This is a genomic window from Moraxella bovoculi (genome assembly GCF_000988745.2).
Lineage (GTDB): Bacteria > Pseudomonadota > Gammaproteobacteria > Pseudomonadales > Moraxellaceae > Moraxella > Moraxella bovoculi.
In genome coordinates this window covers 967,859-990,399 of sequence record NZ_CP011381.2, presented here as the reverse complement: position 1 = coordinate 990,399, position 22,541 = coordinate 967,859, and the positions used below count along the sequence as shown (strand labels likewise).

21 protein-coding genes are annotated in these 22,541 nt (G+C 46.0%); 6 read left to right on the top strand and 15 right to left on the bottom strand.

Features of this window, described 5'->3' with window-relative positions:
- The first annotated feature begins 50 nt into the window (after positions 1 to 50).
- From dnaQ to AAX10_RS04430, 4 genes are read left to right on the top strand one after another with little or no spacing between them, the layout of a single operon-like run.
- On the top strand, positions 51 to 1,394 hold the full coding sequence (gene dnaQ, locus AAX10_RS04445) for a DNA polymerase III subunit epsilon (protein ID WP_046699951.1): 1,344 nt from the start codon (positions 51 to 53) through the stop codon (positions 1,392 to 1,394).
- Complete coding sequence (gene nudC, locus AAX10_RS04440) at positions 1,391 to 2,257, top strand: NAD(+) diphosphatase (RefSeq protein WP_226997821.1); 867 nt, start codon at positions 1,391 to 1,393, stop codon at positions 2,255 to 2,257. The genes dnaQ and nudC overlap by 4 nt, the downstream gene beginning before the upstream one ends.
- A gap of 39 nt (positions 2,258 to 2,296) precedes the next feature.
- Positions 2,297 to 3,130, top strand: a complete 834-nt coding sequence (locus AAX10_RS04435) for an RnfABCDGE type electron transport complex subunit B (protein ID WP_046699950.1) — start codon at positions 2,297 to 2,299, stop codon at positions 3,128 to 3,130.
- A 2-nt stretch (positions 3,131 to 3,132) separates the two neighbouring features.
- Positions 3,133 to 4,425, top strand: coding sequence for a DUF2868 domain-containing protein (locus tag AAX10_RS04430; RefSeq protein ID WP_080947038.1), 1,293 nt, complete (start codon positions 3,133 to 3,135; stop codon positions 4,423 to 4,425).
- Between the two features lie 71 nt (positions 4,426 to 4,496).
- Here the strand turns inward: AAX10_RS04430 and AAX10_RS04425 are convergent, their stop codons facing one another.
- The 7 genes from AAX10_RS04425 to AAX10_RS04395 all read right to left on the bottom strand — a co-directional run bounded on the left by AAX10_RS04425 (position 4,497) and on the right by AAX10_RS04395 (position 10,495).
- The gene (locus tag AAX10_RS04425) at positions 4,497 to 4,898 is read right to left on the bottom strand and encodes an ExbD/TolR family protein (RefSeq protein WP_036362455.1); all 402 of its coding nucleotides are present in this window, start codon (positions 4,896 to 4,898) and stop codon (positions 4,497 to 4,499) included.
- Between the two features lie 10 nt (positions 4,899 to 4,908).
- Positions 4,909 to 5,463, bottom strand: a complete 555-nt coding sequence (locus tag AAX10_RS04420) for a MotA/TolQ/ExbB proton channel family protein (protein ID WP_036362452.1) — start codon at positions 5,461 to 5,463, stop codon at positions 4,909 to 4,911.
- A 51-nt stretch (positions 5,464 to 5,514) separates the two neighbouring features.
- Positions 5,515 to 6,489: an energy transducer TonB gene (locus tag AAX10_RS04415; RefSeq protein WP_080947037.1), complete on the bottom strand. Its 975-nt coding sequence runs from the start codon at positions 6,487 to 6,489 to the stop codon at positions 5,515 to 5,517.
- 241 nt (positions 6,490 to 6,730) lie between these two features.
- Positions 6,731 to 7,801 carry a 3-isopropylmalate dehydrogenase gene (leuB, locus tag AAX10_RS04410; protein ID WP_046699949.1) on the bottom strand — a complete coding sequence of 357 codons (1,071 nt, stop codon included), beginning with the start codon at positions 7,799 to 7,801 and terminating at the stop codon, positions 6,731 to 6,733.
- Positions 7,802 to 7,964: 163 nt separating this feature from the next.
- Entirely contained in the window at positions 7,965 to 8,615 is a 651-nt protein-coding gene (gene leuD / locus AAX10_RS04405; protein ID WP_046699948.1) for a 3-isopropylmalate dehydratase small subunit, read from the bottom strand.
- A gap of 15 nt (positions 8,616 to 8,630) precedes the next feature.
- Entirely contained in the window at positions 8,631 to 10,049 is a 1,419-nt protein-coding gene (gene leuC, locus AAX10_RS04400) for a 3-isopropylmalate dehydratase large subunit (RefSeq protein ID WP_046699947.1), read from the bottom strand.
- Between the two features lie 143 nt (positions 10,050 to 10,192).
- On the bottom strand, positions 10,193 to 10,495 hold the full coding sequence (locus AAX10_RS04395; protein ID WP_046699946.1) for a hypothetical protein: 303 nt from the start codon (positions 10,493 to 10,495) through the stop codon (positions 10,193 to 10,195).
- Between the two features lie 349 nt (positions 10,496 to 10,844).
- Between AAX10_RS04395 and AAX10_RS04390 the strand changes: the two genes are divergently transcribed.
- The gene (locus tag AAX10_RS04390; RefSeq protein ID WP_046699945.1) at positions 10,845 to 11,717 is read left to right on the top strand and encodes a LysR family transcriptional regulator; all 873 of its coding nucleotides are present in this window, start codon (positions 10,845 to 10,847) and stop codon (positions 11,715 to 11,717) included.
- 63 nt (positions 11,718 to 11,780) lie between these two features.
- Here the strand turns inward: AAX10_RS04390 and ruvA are convergent, their stop codons facing one another.
- The 4 genes from ruvA to AAX10_RS04370 form a co-directional block, all read right to left on the bottom strand.
- Positions 11,781 to 12,410, bottom strand: coding sequence for a Holliday junction branch migration protein RuvA (gene ruvA / locus AAX10_RS04385; RefSeq protein ID WP_046699944.1), 630 nt, complete (start codon positions 12,408 to 12,410; stop codon positions 11,781 to 11,783).
- Between the two features lie 65 nt (positions 12,411 to 12,475).
- Positions 12,476 to 13,513: a class II fructose-bisphosphate aldolase gene (gene fba, locus AAX10_RS04380; protein ID WP_046699943.1), complete on the bottom strand. Its 1,038-nt coding sequence runs from the start codon at positions 13,511 to 13,513 to the stop codon at positions 12,476 to 12,478.
- Between the two features lie 165 nt (positions 13,514 to 13,678).
- A complete protein-coding gene (locus AAX10_RS04375; RefSeq protein WP_046699942.1) occupies positions 13,679 to 13,984 on the bottom strand; it encodes a hypothetical protein in 306 nt (101 codons plus the stop codon).
- A 237-nt stretch (positions 13,985 to 14,221) separates the two neighbouring features.
- Positions 14,222 to 15,427, bottom strand: coding sequence for a phosphoglycerate kinase (locus tag AAX10_RS04370; RefSeq protein WP_046699941.1), 1,206 nt, complete (start codon positions 15,425 to 15,427; stop codon positions 14,222 to 14,224).
- Between the two features lie 265 nt (positions 15,428 to 15,692).
- Between AAX10_RS04370 and AAX10_RS04365 the strand changes: the two genes are divergently transcribed.
- On the top strand, positions 15,693 to 16,079 hold the full coding sequence (locus AAX10_RS04365) for a septal ring lytic transglycosylase RlpA family protein (RefSeq protein WP_046698120.1): 387 nt from the start codon (positions 15,693 to 15,695) through the stop codon (positions 16,077 to 16,079).
- Positions 16,080 to 16,287: 208 nt separating this feature from the next.
- On the opposite strand, the gene AAX10_RS04360 is transcribed toward AAX10_RS04365, so the two are convergent.
- From AAX10_RS04360 to AAX10_RS04345, 4 genes are all read right to left on the bottom strand, one after another.
- On the bottom strand, positions 16,288 to 16,725 hold the full coding sequence (locus AAX10_RS04360) for an HIT domain-containing protein (protein WP_036362425.1): 438 nt from the start codon (positions 16,723 to 16,725) through the stop codon (positions 16,288 to 16,290).
- Positions 16,726 to 16,809: 84 nt separating this feature from the next.
- Positions 16,810 to 20,352 carry a transcription-repair coupling factor gene (gene mfd / locus AAX10_RS04355; RefSeq protein WP_080947189.1) on the bottom strand — a complete coding sequence of 1,181 codons (3,543 nt, stop codon included), beginning with the start codon at positions 20,350 to 20,352 and terminating at the stop codon, positions 16,810 to 16,812.
- A gap of 11 nt (positions 20,353 to 20,363) precedes the next feature.
- The gene (locus AAX10_RS04350; RefSeq protein ID WP_046698119.1) at positions 20,364 to 21,008 is read right to left on the bottom strand and encodes a thiamine phosphate synthase; all 645 of its coding nucleotides are present in this window, start codon (positions 21,006 to 21,008) and stop codon (positions 20,364 to 20,366) included.
- 108 nt (positions 21,009 to 21,116) lie between these two features.
- A complete protein-coding gene (locus AAX10_RS04345; RefSeq protein WP_046699940.1) occupies positions 21,117 to 22,250 on the bottom strand; it encodes a serine hydrolase in 1,134 nt (377 codons plus the stop codon).
- Positions 22,251 to 22,541: the final 291 nt, after the last annotated feature.

Below are 22,541 nucleotides of genomic sequence, written 5' to 3'. Positions count from 1 at the left end.
ATGATTTATAATGTTCGGTTTATCCATATTATTTAAATCACAGTTTTATCATGAATAACTATATCATCGCCTACACTGACGGTGCCTGTAAAGGCAATGGCAAACAAGGCGCATCGGCGGGCGGATTTGGCGCGCACATCATCCACCCTAATGGCGACATCCATAACCTCTGGGGCGGGGAAGCTGACACCACCAACAACCGCATGGAGCTATTAGGCGCAATCACCGCTCTAAAGCACACCCCTACCGACACGCCCATACAGATATGGACAGATTCAGGCTACGTTAAAGACGGCATCACCCAATGGATACACAACTGGAAAAAGAACGGCTGGCGCAAAGCCGACAAAAAACCCGTTCTAAACGTTGAACTGTGGCAGGATCTCGATGCACTGACCCAAGGTCGCATGATCGATTGGCAATGGATCAAGGGGCACGCAGGACACGAAGGCAATGAGATGGCAGACCAACTGGCCAATCAAGGCGTCATCGGTGCAGGTGAAGAATACATCAGTTCTGACAATTGCGACCACCCAACTGATGCTGATACATCCAACCAAAGCGAACCAAATAACACCAATAATCCAAAACAAGCCGCAGTCATGAATGACCACACTTTTAAGATAAGCCCTGACAACAACCAAAATCCCGATTACGATGGTAATACTCAGCGCGCTAATGGCGACTTTTGGGCGATTCTACCATCGCCGAATAATTATGGTTCACGCGCTCGCCAGCTCATCATGGATACGGAGACCACTGGTTTTGAGGATCAAGGTGGCGACCGCATCGTAGAGGTGGGCATCGTTGAGATAGTCGATCGTAAATTCACCGGTAACAAGCTACACGTCTACATCAATCCTGAAAGAGAGATGGATGATGAAGTTATCCGCGTTCACGGCATCTCAAATGAATTCTTACTAGATAAACCAAAGTTTGCCGATGTTGCGCAGCAGATTTATGATTTTATGATAGGTAGCGAGGTCATCGCACATAATGCCGCGTTCGATATGCGATTCTTGAAGATGGAATTTGATAAAGTTGGTCTGACCGACTTTCTAGATCGCATCCAAACCACCGACTCACTTGCCATCGCCAAGGAACTCTATCCTGGCCAAAAAAACTCACTTGACGCTCTGGTTCGTCGCTTAGATGTTGGCAATCAAGATCGTACATTCCACGGAGCTTTACTTGACTCCGAGATTCTGGCTGAAGTCTATCTTGCGATGACAGGCGGGCAGATGGCGATAAAGATGGAATACGGCGACGATCATGCAGATGCCAAGTCAAGCGTGACGGGCTTTCAGGATTTGTCTGATTTGGCGGGTTTGATATGCACTTCTGCTGGTGACATGGATGCAGACAGCACTTGGCGTGCGACGGTGCTGTCATGATGAATCATGTAGAATATCTGATCATAGATAAGGACAGTGTCCTGTGCGATGAAGATGGCTTGCCCATCACGATTCAAGGGGTGATGCTAGATGAAGCGGTCTCGCTTGGCGAAGCGGTCTTGCTTGGCTTTGGTGAAGTGCATAACGGACACGCTTCTCAAGTTACGCCATCTAACACCTTCGCCATCTCAAAAGACGCTGCCATCAAGACAAAACTTATTCACGCCTATGGTGATAAATACGACACCAGCACACACAAATCTTTGTCATTTTTAAGTTATAGAAATGCCGTGAACACGCTAGATGACGCCTTAGCACACACCATTAGCCGAGCGATTCAACTGATATTATGGCAGCAAGATCATCAATTCTGTTCGCGCTGTGGTGGTCGCACACATCGTCATCAGAGCGAACACGCCATGATGTGCCAAAGATGCCGTCACCGCGTCTATCCACGTGTACAGCCGTGCATCATCACCGCCATCACACGCATTCACCCAACAACCGCTAAGCGCCAGATCCTGCTTGCACTGCATCACAGACATGGTGATACTGGCATGTATGGACTCATCGCAGGATTCATGGAGGCAGGCGAGTCGATAGAGAGTGCCGTTTATCGCGAGGTTATGGAGGAGGTCGGTCTGTCAGTCTCCAACTTACGCTACCACAGCAGCCAGCCATGGCCATATCCGACGAACCTAATGCTTGGGTTTATCGCTGATTATGCCGGTGGTGAGATTTGCCCTCAGGCAGATGAGATTAAAGATGCTAGATTTTTTGATGTAGATAATCTACCCCTAACGCCAAAAGTAGGCACGATCGCACACACGCTTATCCAAAGCGTCATTCATCTGCCCACTTAACCACCAATTAGATTAACGAACAGCCAGCGCTTGCCAGCCATGACCATCACATTCACCCGATTAGAAGATTTGCCCGTCCTGTTTAGCCCGCTTAGGCTAGATGATATACCAGATGACAAACGCATCGCCATCGCGCAGATCGATGCTGTACTGCCACAGACTCAGTGCGGTCTGTGCGGTCATCATGATGGCTGTCTGCCTTATGCTCATGGCATCGTGATGAATGGCGAAGCACCAAATCTGTGCGTACCAGGTGGGCAAGATGTCACTGATCGCATCGCAGACATTCTAGGTATTGTCAGTAGTGCAGCCACGCCCAGCAAACGGCGCACCGACAAACAAACTCAGCGCCCTATCGAAGTACGCGCCATCATCAACGAACCTGACTGCATCGGCTGCACCAAATGCATACCCGCCTGCCCTGTCGATGCCATCATCGGCACCGCCAAGCACATGCACAGCATCATCACCGATCTATGCACAGGCTGCGAGCTGTGTCTAACCCCTTGCCCTGTGGACTGCATCGAACTGGTGGATTACCCCCGAATACTGAGCGATGAGCAGCGCATCGATGAGCAGTCAAATCTGCGCCGCCGCTATCACCATCATTTAAACCGCGTCGAACGCAGCATCAAGCAAGGCACCAAGCCTGTGGTTAGTACCGTAGAATCAGCGATGGCAAATGTCATCAGCGAATCTACCCAAACCACACAGTCCATCAATGCCAACACCGCCAAAAACACCATCGCCGCAGCGAAGCTTCGCACCCAAATAAAAAAACTCACCAAGCAGCTGTCCGTGCGAGATGATGATACAATACGTACAAAGTTAGCACAACTTCATCAAGAACTACAATCCCTAGAGTCGAGCTGATCATGACCATCAGACACACCCACGAACATACCGATCTTGTACGAAGATTAGAAGAAAGCCACTATATCTTCGCACAGCACCCAAAGACCATCACCGAAGCTGTCAAGTCCGAATCTGCCTCGCCGCTGGATAAGCTATTCATCCGCGCGCATAAGATTGACAGTAATGGCAAGATAGAGTCCGCCCTAGACCAAGCCAAATTCTACATCAAAGGCTCTGGTCGGTTGGTTTATATCATTTATTTTTTGATGGGTTTTGTTGGTGTGATGGGCTTACTTGGCACTCAGATCATCAACTTCTTCTATGTGCTGCTCGCGCTACTGGGTTGGCACAGCCTATCGCTGCTATGGTGGGTTATCGGGCTGATTCGTCGTGATGGCTTGTCATTTTTGGGTGGGGCTTTGTCACAGCTTACCATCGAAAAGCCGCTACTGTATAAGATCATTGACGCAGGTGATAATCCACCCATGCAGCACGCCTTAGAGTTACAGATTGACATCCATCGCCCTGTGCGCCGCTGGTATCTTGGTGCGCTGATGCATGGTGCATGGCTGTCATCACTGACTGGGGCCAGTGTGGCATTGTTATGCTTATTCTTATTTCGTCGTTACGATTTTACTTGGGAATCAACACTGCTTACCGATGCTCATTTTATGCAGATGATGCAGATCTTTGGGTTACTGCCGAATTTGCTTGGCTTTGACTTGCCAAACATGAGCGCACCATCAAGCGAACAGAATGCCAAATTTGCCTGGCTGGTCATGCTAAGCATCGCATTATATGGCATTCTACCAAGATTCATCGCATACATGACCTGCCTTATCAAGTCACGCCACGATTTTCAAATCGATCAAAAAAAGCCTTACTACGCTACTTTATTAAATGCATTTAGTCAGCGCGTCATCGACCCTGATGACTACACGCCAAGCAGTGCCATCATCACACCCCCTGCGATGGACATCAGTGACAAATCATTCATTAGCGTCATCCTAGAGCGCCCGACTGACACACCCATCACCTATCCATCGATCAATATCTGCCATGAATTTGGTGTAGTTGATGATAAGAGTAGCATTGATAAAGCCATCAGTACCGCCAAAGCATCTGATGCGCTCATTTACCTTCTCATCGATGCACACATCCTGCCCGATCGTGGCGTCATGCGTAAGGTATCTGGCTTGGCGACGGCTGGGTTGGTAGCACACATCATCAATGCTGATAATGCTCAGAATAACCACGCCCAAGCATGGCATCAAAAGCTTGGTAAGATGGGCATTGCCATCATCGATGAATAAATCATCTATAATAAAAAGCCTTGTATCACACAAGGCTTTTTATTATACATTCATCATCGATTACTCATGAATCACTCATTTACAAAAGCAATCTTAGACAATCCTGCCGTGCTCGCTGTCGCCAAAACTTGTGCGACCATGTCGTATTTACCTTCACGATCAGCACGCAGATGCACCTGTGGGTCATTGCCTTTGGCGGCTTCATCAGCGAAGCGTTTTTGTAGTTCTTCTAGGCTGATTTTTTGGCTGTCCCAGTAGATGTCGCCTTGGCTGTCGATGCTAACTTGTAGCACTTCTGGCGGCTGCTCATTCACACTTGCGCTGGTCTTTGGCAGATCGAGCGGTACGGTAGGATTTAGCACGGTTGCCGTGACTAAGAAGATAATCATCAACACAAGCATGATGTCAATGAGCGGAATGAGGTTCATCTCATTCATGCCGCCATTGTCCTGATCGCCTAATTCAAACGCCATAACAGACTCCTTATCGCGCCGTCTGAGCTAAAATCTGGTGCGCTGCATCATTCGCAACATGAATTGCGCGCTTGTTCATGCGTGTCGCTATGTTATAAAACACCACCGCAGGAATCGCCACCGCCAGACCTAAGCCAGTCATGATGAGCGCCTCACCCACAGGGCCTGCCACCTGTGCCAGACCAGCCTGACCGCTCTTAGAGATGCTGTGCAAGGCATGGAAAATACCCCAAACCGTACCGAACAGGCCAATGAATGGCGCAATCGATGCTGTCGTGCCTAAGATTGGCAGACCTTTTTCCATCTCGTAGCGATAGCGAGCGACGTTTTGAAGCAGCTTTTGCTCAACGACCATTTTCTTTTGGCCGAAATCAAGCCCGTCTAGATCAGTAGCTGAACTGGAGATTGACTGCTTTAGGCTATCGCCGATGCTGCCTGCTAATTTGCACGACTGTGCCACACGAATGATGCCAACTACCCACGAGATGATAGATAAAGCAAATAGAATAAAGAACAGGGTTTTACTAACGGCGTCTGTATGACCCCAATAAAATGCAAAATCCATAACAATTCCTCACAAAAGGTAAAGTTTATAATATCAAACTAATAATTTAAATTAACAAGCACCACTAGGGATAGTAATGGCTGTTGGTACATTTGCAAAGCCTTTAACCGCCTGACCATTTCTAATAAAAGGCTTTAACCTGCCACTTTTATAAGCTCTGGCAACATCTCTATCAAAGGATTTGTCGCCTGATGACTGGGTAACGCTAGCATTTTGGATAGAGCCTTTTTCATCAATCGTTAGCTTAACAGTGACATTCACCGTTTTACCTGTTAGTCTAGGAGAGCATAGTTGAGCTAAGTTTGGCTTTCTTCTCCAGCTTGCATCGACTTCGGCAGCACTTAAAGACACAGGTCCTATGCTGTCGCCTGAGTTATGACCTTTGCCACTACCTGCATCAGTGCTATTTTTTGCGGCTGCGGCGGCAGCTTTGGCATCAGCTTCGGCTCTTGCTCTTGCTTTAGCGTCAGCTTCGGCTTTAGCTTTGGCCTCTGCATCTGCCCTTGCACGAGCTTCGGCAGCTGCTTTTTCACGAGCTAATCTATCAGCTTCAGCACGTTGCTGAGCCTCCCATCTTGCCTGCTCTTGTGCGCGTTGCTGTGCAGCGATGAGTTGCGCCTGATCTACTGAGGGCTGTGTTACTTGTGGTTTTTCAACCTCTGGTTCAGTCACCTTAGGGGTTTGGGCGGGCTTCACCGGTTGGGGCTTGATAGGCTTTGTTTCTGCTACTTTTGGCTTTGCAGGCGCAGGCGCAGGACGTGGATCCGGATTTTTTTCAATTTTTGGTGCCATGATCGGCTTGGGTGGTTCAGGCGATTCTAGATTGTTGATTTTTATTTCAACGATTTCAGGCTCTTTGATGGGCTCAATGATTTCTATCTTGATGGGCGGTGTGATCTTTAGCGGCTTAAGCTCCGGCATCTGCATGTGCGCCAAGCCCAACCCTGCCAAACCATGCAGCGCAATCGCCACACCAACCGCCATGGCTTTGATGCCATTATTCGAAGTAGAATTCACATTATTCATGATGATGACTGCCTGCTACACCTATGCTGTCGAGTGATAAGCTATAATACGAACGATAATAATTATCAATGGCGTATTATATTGGATTTTATAAAGAATATCAAGCCAATTTTTTTTAAATATTTCACAAACTGTAAAACATTATTATAACATAATGATAACAATTTACAAATATGAATTTATCATAAGAAAGCAGGATTTGATGTATTGCCAAACCCTGCTATTGCCATCATCATTATTATTATAACGCAGTAATGACTCTATCGCCCATCTCTGTACAGCCAACCAATGTCATGCCGTCTTCATAAATATCCGCCGTGCGATAGCCTTGTTCTAGCACTTTTTGTACCGCCTGCTCTATCTGAACCGCACGATTTTCATCATTTAGACTATAACGCACAAGCATCGCAAGTGACAAAATGGTCGCCAATGGATTCGCCTTATCCTGCCCTGCAATGTCAGGGGCAGAGCCATGAGACGGCTCATACAGCCCTTTGCCTGTCTCGTTTAGACTCGCTGATGGTAGCATACCGATAGAGCCTGTGAGCATGGACGCTTGATCGGACAAAATATCGCCAAAAATATTACCTGTGGTAATCACATCAAACTGCTTGGGAGCTTTAACCAGTTGCATGGCGCAATTATCCACATACATATGCGACAATTCAACGTCAGGGTACTCTTTGGCAACATCGTTGAGAATCTCTTTCCACAGCTCGGTCGTCTCTAACACATTCGCCTTATCCACGCTACACAGCTTTTTGCCACGTTTTTGGGCGGATTGGAACGACACATGAGCGATACGGCGAATCTCGCTTTCGCTATAACGCATGGTGTTAAAGCCCTCACGCTCGCCTTTGTCGTTGGTAATAATCCCACGAGGCTCGCCAAAATAAATATCGCCTGTTAATTCTCGTACGATTAAAATATCAAGTCCCGATACAACTTCGGGCTTTAAAGTGGACGCATTTGCAAGCTCTTTGTACAAAATGGCAGGACGCAAATTGGCAAATAAATTTAAATCTTTACGAATTGCCAATAGCCCGCGCTCAGGACGCAGTGGACGGTCAAGGTTGTCATACTGGGGCGAGCCAACCGCACCTAATAGCACCGCATCCGCCTTTTGGCAAATGGCTTGGGTCTGGCTAGGATATGGCGAGCCGTATTTGTCATATGCCGAACCGCCCAAATAGGCGTATTCATAGCTTACGTCCAAACCGTCAGCGATGAGTTTGTCGAGTACCTTCACGGCTTGGGCGATGATTTCAGGACCGATACCGTCACCTTCTAAAATGGCAATGTGTTTTGTCATGGGGTTTCCTTTTTGTACTTATTCAAGACTAAAAATATGATAAATAAATGATGTTTTAAAAATATTGGTAGGGGCAAATTATATTTGACCTATATAACATTATCATTTTGGGCGAATTGCAATTCGCTCCTACATTTATCACCAACTATCAAATTATAAAAAATCAAGCCGTTAATTCCCTAAACACCCAAGGTCTATCCGCACGGGCTTTTTCTTCAAAGGCTTTAATATCATCAGCATTTTGCAAAGTCAAACCAATATCATCTAAGCCATTTAATAAGCAATGCTTACGAAATACGTCCACTTCAAAAGCATATTCTTTGCCACTTGGGCTAATCACCTTTTGATTTGCCAAATCCACGGTTAATTGATAGCCTACATTATCAAAACACTCTTTAAATAATTCATCAATGTCTCTCTCTGATAAAATCACAGGGAGCATACCATTTTTAAAGCAGTTATTATAAAAAATATCGGCAAAACTTGGAGCAATCACAGTACGAAAACCGTATTCATTTAATGCCCAAGGGGCGTGCTCACGGCTAGACCCACAACCAAAATTAGCACGGGCAAGCAAAATCGTTGCCCCTTGATAACGCTCTTGGTTTAGCACAAAATCAGGGTTTTTTGGGCGTTTGGCAATGTCCTGCCCCAAAAAGCCTTCGTCCAAATAACGCAACTCGTCAAATAAATTATCGCCAAAGCCTGTGCGTTTAATGGATTTTAGAAACTGCTTGGGGATAATCAAATCGGTGTCCACATTGGCACGGTCTAACGGAGCAACAATGCCGATTTCGGTGGTGTATTTTTTCATCTTTTATTCCTTATCTCAAAACGTCCGCACGTCCACAAAATGCCCTGCAATTGCCGCCGCTGCTGCCATAGCAGGACTGACAAGGTGCGTGCGACCGCCATTGCCTTGACGACCTTCAAAGTTACGGTTACTTGTACTGGCACAATGCTCGCCTGATTGCAATTTATCAGCATTCATCGCAAGGCACATAGAACAGCCCGGTTCACGCCATTCAAAGCCTGCTTCGGTAAAGATTTTATCAAGCCCTTCTTGCTCGGCTTGCTCTTTAACCAAACCCGAACCTGCCACAATCATCGCTTGCTTGATACTTGGGGCGACCTTGCGACCTTTAACGACTTCTGCCGCCGCACGAATATCTTCAATGCGTGAGTTGGTGCAAGAGCCGATAAAAACTCGGTCAAGCCGAATGTCGGATAACGGCTGCCCTGCCGTTAGCCCCATATACTGATAGGCACGAGTCCAGTTACTACGTTGTACGTCATCTTTGGCACCGGCTAGGGTTGGTACGTTCTGGCTAATAGGAATGACCATTTCGGGGGACGTACCCCAAGACACCTGTGGCTCAATCTCATCGCCATTTAGCACAATCACCGTATCAAAATGAGCGTCATCATCAGAATGCAAAGTGTTCCAATAAGCAACCGCACGCTCCCAATCATCGCCTGTTGGGGCATAGGGGCGACCTTTGACATAGTCAATCGTCTTATCATCCACCGCCACAAGACCGACTCTAGCACCGCCTTCAATCGCCATATTACACACGGTCATACGCCCTTCAATGGACATATCACGGAACACCTGTCCACCAAATTCAATGGCGTGTCCTGTCCCACCTGCCGTGCCGATTTTACCGATGATAGCAAGTACAACGTCTTTTGGCGTAACGCCTTTGCCCAATTTACCGTCCACTCTCACCAGCATATTTTTCATTTTCTTTTGCACAAGGCACTGCGTGGCAAGGACGTGCTCCACTTCACTTGTGCCGATACCGTGAGCCAAACAGCCCAACGCCCCATGCGTGGCGGTATGGCTATCCCCACACACCACCGTCATCCCTGGTAGGGTCAAACCCTGCTCGGGCCCAACTACATGAACAATGCCTTGGCGTACGTCATTGATGCCAAATTGTACGACATTAAACGACTTGCAGTTGTCATCAAGGGTCTTAACCTGAATGCGAGAGGTGTCATCAGCAATCCCTGCAATGCCCTGTTCACGCTCTTTGCTAGATGTAGGAACGTTGTGGTCGGGCGTTGCGATATTTGCCGACAGTCGCCACGGCTTACGGTTATTAAGCTCTAAGCCTTCAAAGGCTTGGGGAGACGTTACTTCATGTAACAGTTGGCGGTCAATATAGATGAGTGATGAACCGTCATCACGTTGTTTGACCAAATGGTCGTCCCAAAGTTTATCGTAAAGGGTTTTGCCTGCCATATCATACTCCTATGGTCTGGGCATTTATTTGGTTTTATGTGATTATATCACATATTTTTTTATAAAAATAATTTATAATTTTTATATTCTAATTAATTTATTGGAATATATAAGAGCCATTCTATTAGCTTAATTTTAATAAATTAGCGATTCTTGGCATATCTTTTGACGCGATCATCAGACGCATCATAGATCACCTTTAATTCAGCTTCGCTTAATACCGTCTGCGCCTTCGCAAACACTTCACACTCCTCAAAGCGGATATGATCATACAATGCCCAAGCCAGCGCCTGCACATCAGATACGCCGGGCTGCTTTATGCCCATCAAGGCTTCAATATCATCGTGCTGCTTTAGCATCTCTGTAGCGAGCATCTTCGCTTCGTCTTCATTGAACTTGGCGAGTATGACATCAGCAATATACGTCTTCTCAACATTAAAGTGCATTGGGATCTGTATGGTCAGACAATTTATCAACGCCTACCAATGCATCATATAATCTGATTCATCCGCCTGCATCGCCTTATTACTAATCAAAAGCCCAGGGTGATGCTCGCGAGATAATGGCTGTAAATGCGGGTGTCTTTTCATCGCACTATCCAATTACATAAGATGCCATCACCATATCATTATTCAGGCAGCTTTTGGTGGTTTTGGTGACAGTCGATGAATTTTTATACAACATCGCGCATTCTTTGATAAAAATTTACGTAAATTTAATAAAAAATCAATTTTATTATTTATTTACAAACTTTTTTTTATTAAAATAAACCAAATTTATTTGATACTTATTATCATGAACACCATAAACCTAATCACCTTCGTCACCGTCATGCAGACCGGCAGTATCTCTGGCGCTGCCGAGAAGCTTTTTATCACCCAGCCTGCCGTCAGTAAGCGCATCAAGAACCTTGAGAGTGAATTTGGCGTGACGCTGTTTGATACCGTCGGGCGCGGCATCATCGCCACTCCTGCTGCACATGATCTATTGCCCTACGCCAAAAGATGGCTTGAAGATTATGAATCTTGCCGCACCAGTCTTCAACACTCAAAAGAAACCGCCAGCGGCAGATTGGTCATCGGCACCAGCCATCATATCGGGCTGCATCACCTAGCGCCCGTATTGAAGCAATTCATTCAGACCTATCCTGCGGTACAGCTAGAAGTGAAATTCATGGATTCTGAAGAAGCGCATAAAGCGGTACTTGAAGGTGAAGTCGGCTTGGCATTCTTGACCCTGCCGCCTACTTATGACCTGCGTTTGAATTACCATACGTTATGGTCAGACCCTCTGTATTTCGTGACTGGCACACTAAGCCCACTCGCCCAAAAAAGCGACGTCACGCTACTACAATTAGCGCACCACCCCGCCATTCTGCCCGCGGTGAATACCTTTACCAGTCAGATTACCCTATCAGAATTTAACCGCCACAATCTACGCCCCTACGCGACAATGACCACAAACCCACTCGAATCGATTCGAATGTTGGTCTCTATCGGGCTTGGTTGGTCTGTACTGCCAGAGACCTTGATTAATCACGAACTAGTTAAAATTGACATGGCTGAAGATTTTGAGCTACAGCGTCATCTAGGTCTGGTTACCAACCCGAATCTTACGCGCTCCGCCAGCACACAGGCACTCTTAGATCTGCTATCCATCAGCGACTAAATACAAAAAGACAGAATATCTTATTCTGTCTTTTTTTTTAATGAACAATTATTACGCCAATGGTTAAAAGCCTGATAGCTGTTTTAATGATGCTTTTAGCAGACTTGAGATATTTACATCATCCAGATCAAGCTGAGCTTGCTTGATGGCGTTTTGAGCTTCTTTTTCTTTATAGCCCAGCCCGATTAAGGCGCTTTCAACCTCTGCGATGATCTGCATTTGATTATCCGCCTGCAGGCTTACATCAAAGAACTCACCCTGTCCACTAAGCTCGCTGATGTCTGAGCCGAATTCTAGCAGTTTGCCTTTTAGCTCGATGATCAGACGCTGAGCGGTCTTTTTGCCGATGCCTGGAATGCGCACAAGTGCCGAATCATCCTCGTGCTCAACAGCGCGCTTTAATTCACCTGCTGATAATGTCGATAACATCGCAAGTGCCATCTTCGCACCAACACCGTTAATCTTGATGAGCTTTCTAAAGACATCGCGATCTTCTTTTGTGCCAAAGCCATACAGTAGCTTCGCATCTTCGCGAACATGCAGATGCGTATAGATGCTGGCCGGCTCATTTAGGTTAAGTTGGCAGAATGCAGGGATGGGCAATTCAATCTCATAACCCACACCACTTTGAGTCATCACACACACCAAGGGTGCATTTAGATAGCATACTTCACCTTTGATTAATCCAATCATATTATAGTCCTAATATCAATAAAATAAGGGCGCAAATCATTACGCCCTTATTCGATGAGTTGAAATTATTGATAATATTCAACCATCTTTTCAAGAGAAATTGGGCGAATCTTGCTGGCATTACCCGCTGCACCGAATGCTTCATAGCGCGCCACACAAATCTCCTCCATCGCCTTCATTGATGCTGCTAGGTATTTACGAGGATCGAATTCAGCAGGATGGTCGTTTAGGAATTTACGAATTGCACCCGTACTGGCTAGACGTAGGTCGGTATCGATATTAATCTTACGCACACCGTGCTTAATGGCATCTACCAACTGCTCAACTGGCACACCATAGGTCTCACCGATGTTACCACCGTTCTCATTGATGATCTGTAGCCACTCTTGTGGTACTGAGCTTGAGCCGTGCATTACAAGGTGCGTATTTGGCAGTGCCTCATGAATCTCTTTGATGCGGTCGATCGCTAGGATATCGCCTGTCGGTGGACGAGTAAATTTATAAGCACCGTGTGAAGTACCTACCGCAATCGCCAACGCATCGACATTCGTATCAGCAACGAACTGACGTGCTTCTTCAACAGAAGTCAATAGCTGGCTGTGATCAAGAACACCTTCTGCGCCCACACCGTCTTCTTCGCCTGCCATACCAGTCTCAAGACTGCCTAGGCAGCCGATCTCACCCTCTACCGATACGCCGCACGCGTGCGCCATTTTAACCACTTCACGAGTCACGCTCACGTTATAGTCATAGTCAGCAGGCGTCTTGCCATCTTCACGCAGTGAGCCATCCATCATCACCGAGCTAAAGCCAAGCTGGATAGAACGTTGGCAAACGGCTGGGCTGGTACCGTGGTCTTGGTGCATTACTACAGGGATGTGTGGCCATTCTTCAACTGCAGATAGGATAAGGTGGCGCAAGAATGGCGCACCCGCATATTTACGAGCACCTGCTGATGCTTGTACGATAACTGGTGAATCGGTCTTGTCTGCTGCCATCATGATGGCACGCATTTGCTCTAAGTTATTCACGTTAAAGGCAGGCAATCCATAAGCGTGCTCGCCTGCATGATCAAGTAGTTGGCGCAATGATACTAGTGCCATTATTATCTCCTAATGCGATAAATCTTCTAGAATCTAACTAAAAATACCAAAATTTCAACAGGATGCATTATAACAAATTATCATATTATCGCCTAGTTGATTTTTGGAAATTTTATAACTTGCAATAAAAAAGCCCAATCAAGTTGAGCTTTTTTATTCATCAGATCAGTACTTTTGATCTTCTGGAACTTTTGCTTCTGCACTATCAACATTGGTCACGGCATCCGCCATAGCACCAACTTCTTTGGCTGCTTCAGAAGTCTTATCAGCAGCAGTTTTTACGCCAGACTTAGCAGCTTCTGCTACATTCTGTGCGGCAGCTTCTGCTTCTTTAGCTACTGCAGCGGTGTTCGCTGCGATGTCAGTTTTGGCAGCATCGGCTGTCTCTGCAGCTTTGTCTTTAGTGTTTTGACTGCAAGCTGCCAAAGCAAATGCGCCGATAACAGCAGTCACGACAAGTAATTTTTTCATAAGAATTCTCTTTAGTTAGTTATTGGTTTTTGTGCATGGTTATTTAGATAGTTTATAGCATCATTCAAAAATGAACAGTCAATTTAATCATGACTTGCTTTTAAGCTTCTAATGAGCACATTACTAAAAATAATGTCGTTAGTTTAGCCTTGTCAAATAAAATTTACAAGGCTAAATCTGACAAACGCAACAAAAAATAACAATTCGTTGGTAAATAACAAAGGTTCGCTTAGATGATTAAGCATTCGCCTCATCTAGAGCCTTAATGGCAGGCAATACCTTACCCTCGACGAATTCTAGGAACGCACCGCCACCTGTTGATAGATAGCTGACATCATCTGCCACGCCATATTTATCAATCGCGGCCAATGTATCACCACCGCCTGCAATACTAAAGCCTGCACTGTCTTTCACTGCTAATGACAGAGTCTGCGTGCCTTTACCGAATTTATCAACTTCAAAGACACCCACTGGCCCATTCCATAAAATAGTCTTAGCACCCTTGATGGCATCTGCAATGATGTTGGCACTATTTTCTGCTACATCTAGGATCATCTCATCATCAGCGATGTCATTGACAGACTTGGTGATGGCATCCGCCTTTTCTAAAGAACCTAAAAAATCTTCAAAATCAATCTGAGACTTCTTAGCAACCACGACGTCGGTCGGCAATAGAATGTTCGTCTTCGTCATGATGGTCTTGGCAGTATCAATCAGATCCGCCTCATATAAAGACGCACCCACGTTCACGCCTGTCGCTGCCAAGAAAGTATTGGCAATACCACCGCCCACGACGATGCTGTCACAGATGTCAGCCAGACTTAATAGAACATCCAGCTTGGTTGAGACTTTTGAGCCACCAACAATGGCAAGCACAGGCGCGTCAGGCTTATCCAGCGCACGAGACAATGCCGACAACTCTTCTGATAGTAGATTGCCTGCGCACACAGGCTTACCTGCCGCTGCCGCTGCGCGAATCACGCCCTCGGTTGAGGCTTGGGCACGGTGGGCGGTGCCAAATGCATCCATCACAAACACATCACACAGATCGGCGTACTGCTGTGACAGCGATTCGCTGTTCTTTTTCTCGCCTGCGTTAAAACGAACATTCTCAAGCAAAGTAATCTCACCCGCCTTAGCATCGACGCCTAAGCTTAGATAATCTTTTGAGAAGTTCACAGGGCAGCCCAACGCCTTGGCAAGGTAGTCCGCCACAGGTGCTAGCGAATATTTCTCTTCAGGTTCACCCTCAGTAGGACGACCTAGATGTGAACAGACAATAACCGCCGCACCTTGATTAAGCGCATCTTTTAGGGTGGGCAATGCCGCCTGCAAGCGTACATCACTGGTAATCACACCATCTTTAATTGGCACGTTCAAATCCTCACGAATCAGTACACGCTTACCTGATAAATCCACATCCTTCATTGATAAAACTGTCATGTCTATCCACCTTGTTAAGTTATATTGACTTAGGATTTTCACCTAAAATTACCATATTTTTGCGCGAATTATTATAAACAATTCACTGCTACCCTGCAACAAATACACCAATAATTTGCTAGGCGCAGACTTAGCTTTCACAAAATAATTATTACTTTAGTCCAATCCATCTAAAAGTTATCATTTTGTAAAGACAAAGTAAAGCTGTTGCATATCGCTTGCAAATACAGTATAATAAGCGTCCATTTTAACCAACAAGGTATTTATGCGAAATTATTTTGGTGCTTTTTTAGCAATCATGCTTGCTACACAAGCCGCTCATGCTCAATCAACGACTGCATCTTATTATGCAGACAAGTTCAACGGTCGCAAAACCGCCAACGGCGAAACGTTCAGCAACCGAGGCATGACCTGCGCATCGAACCAATACAAACTTGGCACTTATGTGGAAGTAACCAACCAAAAAAATGGCAACTCCATCATCTGCAAGGTTAATGACCGCATCGGCAAAGCAGGTCGCATCGACCTCACCAAAAATGGCTTCTCTCAGCTTGCGCCACTGTCTCAAGGTCTGGTTAAAGTTACTGTAAAACCTGTTCAAAAGAACCAGCCTAAGCAAGAAGAACAAATTAGCTTAGCCTACAACGAATAATCACCCACATAAAAATCCCCAACCGAATGATTGGGGATTTTTAATGCTTATAAGACAGAGCAATTCAATCAAATCACATGAGTAATAAGCAGTAAATATTAGATCAGTTAAAAGCCCCGCTTGAGTAACGGGGCTTTAATGGCAATATATTTAGTAGTATGTATGACATACTTTTAAAATAATTTAAGACCAATCAACAGCCTAAACCTTAAACACTCATCTTCCAGTCAAAGGGCATTTCATGGTGTCCACGCAGTGCCATCATCAAGGTCTGCTGCATGTGCTGTAAAACTTCTTTGGTATAAGGAATCGCAGGCACGCCCCATACGGGGTTCGGCCAGCGACTGTCATTTTGGTAGCGGACGATGTGGTGAAAATGCAGCTGTGGTACTTGGTTGCCCAATGCTGCCACGTTCATCTTATCCGCACCAAAGATTTTAGCCATTTGGCTAGATACCCAGCTTGACTCACGCAAAAACTGCACTTGATCAGCAGGTGATAGCTCGTAGATTTCTTTAACGCCCGACACGCGTGGTACAAGAATCAGCCAAGGAAATTGGCAATCGTTCATCAAACGAACGGTAGATAATGGAAAATCCCCCACCAAAAACGTATCTTTGGCTAATGTTGGATGTAGTTGAAACATTACTTTTCTCTTTTAATTAATCAAATCTTATAAATTGTGCTATTGTAACATAAAATTTGGGGTGTGTTGAGTATTTATAGCAAGCTAGCTTTTATCTTTTGATGAATTACCACTCAGATAACTTAATAGCTCAAACACCGCATTGGTTCGCCCCACCACGTCTTTTTCATCTTTAAAGGTGTATTTTAGCCCTGTCGCCCCGTTCATACGATAGCCGTCATTAGACTGAATGAGCTTGATAATCGCCAAACCGTCCACAGGCGTATCCGCTTTAAATTCCATACTAAGCCCATGAGCAGTTACGTCAATTCTGCTAATGCCAAGCGGTATGCTTTGCACTCGCATTTTGTGCACCAAAAAGAAATTGGCAAGGGCGGTTGGCATCGCCCCAAAACGGTCTATCATCTCGGCACGCATCTCATTTAGCTCGTCCACCGTCTCGGCATTGGCGATACGCTTATAGCACAAAAGCCTCTCATGCACGTCCGCCAAATAATCGCTCGGTATCAAGGCAGACGCATGAATGTTAATATCACTCACCAAATCAAGTGGGGTCGCTAGACTTGGCGTATTGCCCGATTTTATCGCCTTTGTGGCACGTTCTAGCATATCCATATACAGCCCAAAACCAATGGTCTGCATATTGCCCGACTGCTCCTTGCCCAAAATCTCGCCCGCCCCACGAATCTCCAAATCTTCGCTCGCCAGCATAAACCCTGCCCCAAGCGTATTGGCTCGGCTAATGGCATCAAGGCGTTTTTTGGCATCAGCCGTCAGCCCCTTAATGGACGGCACAAACAAATAACAATACGCCTGATGATGAGACCTCCCCACTCGCCCACGCAGTTGGTGCAACTGGGCAAGTCCAAACTTATCGGCTCGGTTGATGATAATCGTATTGGCATTTGGCACGTCAATACCTGTCTCAATAATGGTACTGGCAACAAGCACGTTCGTTTTTTTGTGATAAAAATCACTCATGACATCGTGGAGTTCTTTTTCCGCCATTTGCCCATGAGCCACGCCCACACGCACCTCAGGGATAAGCTCGGACAAGTTCTCCGCCGCCGTGTCAATGCTCGCCACGTCATTGTACAAATAATACACCTGCCCCCCACGCAAAATCTCACGCAAAATCGCATCTTTGGTTGTCTGCTCGTTTTTTTCAGCGACAAAAGTTTTAATGGCAAGCCTTCTGGCTGGCGGTGTGGCAATGATAGAAATGTCCTGCATACCAGACAAAGCCATGTTCAGCGTGCGTGGAATGGGCGTGGCGGTCATCGTGAGCGTGTCCACGTCCGCTTGCATGGCTTTGATTTTTTCTTTATGGCGTACGCCAAAACGATGCTCTTCGTCAATTATCATCAAGCCCAAGTTTTTAAATTTAACATCATCTTGCAAAATTCGGTGCGTACCGATGACAATATCCACCTTACCGTCTGCTAGGTCAGCAAGCACTTTATCTTGGGCTTTTTTACCGACAAAACGAGACAGACTTTCAATCTTAATCGCCCAATCGGCAAATCTGTCCTTAAAACTGTCCTCGTGTTGCCCCGCCAGTAGCGTAGTTGGCACAAGCACCGCCACTTGATAACCTGCCTGCACCGCAATGAATGCTGACCGCATGGCGACCTCCGTCTTGCCAAAACCCACATCACCACAGATAAGCCTATCCATGGGCTTAGTCTGTTTCATGTCAAACATCACCGCTTCAATGGCACTTTGCTGGTCAGGCGTTTCGTCATAGGAAAACCCACTGGCAAACAGCTCATAACTTGCCATATCAATGTCAAAACTAATGCCCTGCTTGGCGTTACGGCGAGCCTGCACATTCAATAGCTCCGCCGCCACGTCATAAATGTCGGTCAAGGTCTTTTGGCGTGCTTTGTCCCACTTGCCCGAGCCAAGTTTTGACAACTGCACCGCCTCGCTATCGGTACCGCTATACCGCCCAATTAAAGCAAGATTGGTAATCGGCACATAAACATTGGCATCATCGGCATATTTGATATGGATAAATTCCTGCTCGCCCTCACCCACGTCAAGCACGACAAGCCCCTGATACCGCCCAATGCCATAGGACAAATGCACGACAAGCGACCCCTCGGTCATCTCGCTTACCGACTTTATCAAAAAGGCTTGCGATAAGGCATTTTGGCGTTTGCGTTTGGTGGTGGCGACCACTCGCCCAAAAATTTGGGTTTCGCTAATGACACAAAAGCCTTGATTTTGCTTATTTTTTAGCCATAATCCACGCTCTATCGGGGCAACAGTTAAGGCAATTTTTTGGGTAAATTTATCCAAATTTGCCAAAAACTCGTCAAAATCCGCCACCGTGTCGCTGTCAAGTTTGCCTTTTAATAATTCTAAAATAATCTCACGGCGACCTGCACTTTCACACACCAATAAAATCGGCTCATCACACGCCCCCACAAAGTCCAAAAACTCGCCCAAGGGTTCGTCTTTTTGATGATTGATTGGCAAATTGGGGACGGTGTGGGCGATAAATTGACAAAATAAGGAAAGTGAATTTTCTTTATCGCCAAATACTGCCCTTGGATACACTTTTAAGGCTTGAAAAAATTCATTGCTTGGCAAATACAAATAATCAGGGGGCAGGATTGGCACGTCCTTATCAAACGCCCGAGAATGATAGCGTGCGTTTACCTGCTCCCAAAAGTTGTGATGATGAGCGGACAAATTGTCATCACAGACAACCAGCGTATTTTTGGGCAAATAATGAAACAGCGTGCCTGCCGCCTGCCATTCATGCAAATCAAAAAATAGCGGTGCGTAATACTCCACCCCAGACGGCTGTATGCCATTCATGACATCATTATAAAACTCCACTTTGCGAGCGGACGCATTGGGGAATAGGCTGGCAAAATTCTGGCGGAACGTCTCTTTGTCGTCTAAGTCAAATTCACGGGCAGGCAGTAGGCGAAAACTTGCCACTTTGGGCGAAGTTAGGGCGGTTTTGTCGTCAAATACGCCGTCTTTTTTGAGCTTATCAAGCTCTTCGTCGGTAACAGTTCGCTGAGTATCAGGATTAAAAAATTTAATCGTTTCTATTTCATCATCAAATAATTCCAAACGAAACGGCAAGGCTTGTCCCACCGCAAAAATATCCACAATACTCCCACGCACGGCAAATTCGCCCGCAATATAGACGTTATCCACCGCCTTGTAGCCCGCCTTGGCAAGACGTTCACGCTCATGCTCTATATCAAAGGTATCGCCCACATTCAAATCAAAAAACCGCCCCAAAAGATAGCTTGGGGGTATGATTTTTTGCATGAGTGTCTGCACGCTCACCAGTAGCACGCCCCTTGTCGGCATATGCGTCAAAAGGTCAATCCGCTCGGAGATGATGTCTTGGTGTACCGACAGATTGTCATAAACAAGCGTCTCATAATCGGCAAACACATGGGCGGATATACCAAAAAAATGCAGCTCATCGGCAAGGCGTTGTAATTCGCTTTGGGATTGGCAAATGACTAAGGTCAAATCCGTGCTGTCTTTGGCAAGAGTGGCAAGCCACAAGGTAAAACTTGCGTCCGCTTGGGCAGTAAAGTGGGTGTGGAGGTTGGGTGTAAAACTAGGCGTGTGGATATGAATGTCTGTCATGATAATATAGGTTACCAATTTTGCAATTTTAGTTGCCATGCTCGGCATTTGGCGGCGATGGTATCACTACTGTGTGACATGATGTCTGCCGTCACTGCGATGTATTCTAGTGGCGTGCCTGCCAACCCATCTCTAAGCTGATAGGCGTTATCAAGTGCGATGCCACCTATTACGCATAATGGCAAGCCTAGATTGGCGGTTTTTTGAAGTGTCGGAATGGATACCAACCCTGCTTTTGGCTTGGTGAAAGAAGCAAACACGGTGCCCATCGCCCCATAGGTTGCACCTTCTTTTTTGGCCTGCTTGAATAATGCGATGTCCGAATGGCAAGTGCGACCAATCACCACATCATCGCCTAAAATCTCTCGTGCCACCGCCACACTGCCGTCTCGCTGCCCCAGATGCAGTCCCGTACAAAAATGCGATGCCAGCTCCAAATCATCATTTATCACCACATCGACATCATATTTATCCGCAAGGCTGACCAAAAGCTCAGCTTCTTGGTAAACTGTCGCCAAGTCATATTGTTTAAGCGTTGCCTTTCGGCGGATCTGCAGTAGCGATACCACGCCTGTGTCTAATGCGCGTTCTAATTTATCTATGAGTGTTGTAATCTCATCATCATTGGTGAGTAGGTAGAGTTTTGGGCTTGACATAAGGCATTTTAATCATAAAAAATCACATCATTATAACGTAAATTACCAACACAAAAAAGCCCAGATCCATAAATCTAGGCTTAATATTCATGCTCAAATCATCAGCTATTAACGACGATAAGCAAGCTCAGTCAAGATGTTCTCTGCGTCATTCCAGCGAGACTGAGAGGCGTTAGCACCAAGTAGAACAATAACCGCCGGCTTGTTGTTCACATGCGTCTCCATCACCACGCAGTAACCCGCCTCACGGATGAAGCCAGTCTTAGACACACCAATAGGATGACCACCTGAGCGTACCAGACGGCTGGTATTGTTGGCTTTGTATGTCCTGTTACCGCTGTTAAAGTTAGTAATGTAAAAATCATAACTAGGCGCAGTTGAGAAATTGCGGATCAGCTGATAGCGACCCTCTTCACTAACCGCTTTCATCATCTTCACAAGGTCATTGGCAGAAGCGACATTGCGCGGGTCCAAGCCTGATGAATCAGAGAAGCTAGTCTGATACATGCCTAGGCTGGCAGCCTTATCATTCATCGCACGGATGAATGCATTGTAGCCACCTGGATAAGTACGAGCAAGCGCTTTAGCAGCTGGATTTTCTGATTTCATCAGCATCATTAAGGTGAACTCTGAGCGGCTTAGGCGGTCGCCTGCCCGCAGGTTCGTACTTGCTTTTTTGGCACCCACCAGGTCTGATGGAATAATGGTGATGTCTTCACGCATGTCAAGCCCAGCATCCAAGATGACCATTGCAGTCATTACTTTGGTCACAGAGGCGATAGATCGGGTTGCGTCGATGTTCTTAGAATAAATCAGATCGCCTGACTGTAGGTCAAGTACCGCCACTGCTGATGAATTGGTGCTAATAGCAAGCTGGTCAAACACAGGTGCATTGTAATTGTTAGCATTAACTGTATTCATGATGGTAGCTGGCGCTACAGGAATAGCAGGTGCGGTGTATGTTGGTGCGTTATATGTCGTCTGGGTGGGCTGTGAAAGATAACTAACAGTAGGAGCTGTTGCTGGTGTGATGGTTTTGGTAGTTTTGACCGTATTGCTAGGTGGTGGCGTAGGCACAGCGCGCGTCACAGTGGTTGTTACTGAAGGTGTGGCACGAGTGACAGTCACCGTGCGTTGATTGCTACTATCTACAGTAAATGCATTCGCTGAAGCACCTGAGGTCATTAAAGCCAAAACAGCAATCTGAGTACTAGCACGTTTCATTAATTTAGCATTTTTCATGATAAATCCTTAACTATGGGCGACCACTCGCCTATTGATTTGCCGCATTTTTGTGATTTATGATGAAACATCTTAGAAAAGCACAAGCGACACCCTTGGTTATTTATTAGATTGCCTATGCAATCCACCCAAAATAAAGACAATTTTTGATGTCTTTATTCTAACACATCAAATTGTCCGATGTGTGACAAAAGCGTATATTTTTCACGAAAACCCATAAAAACATCCCAAAAGATTAATAATATTGTAAGTAATTATAATGGGTAATTTTCTGGTAATAATTTGGTATTT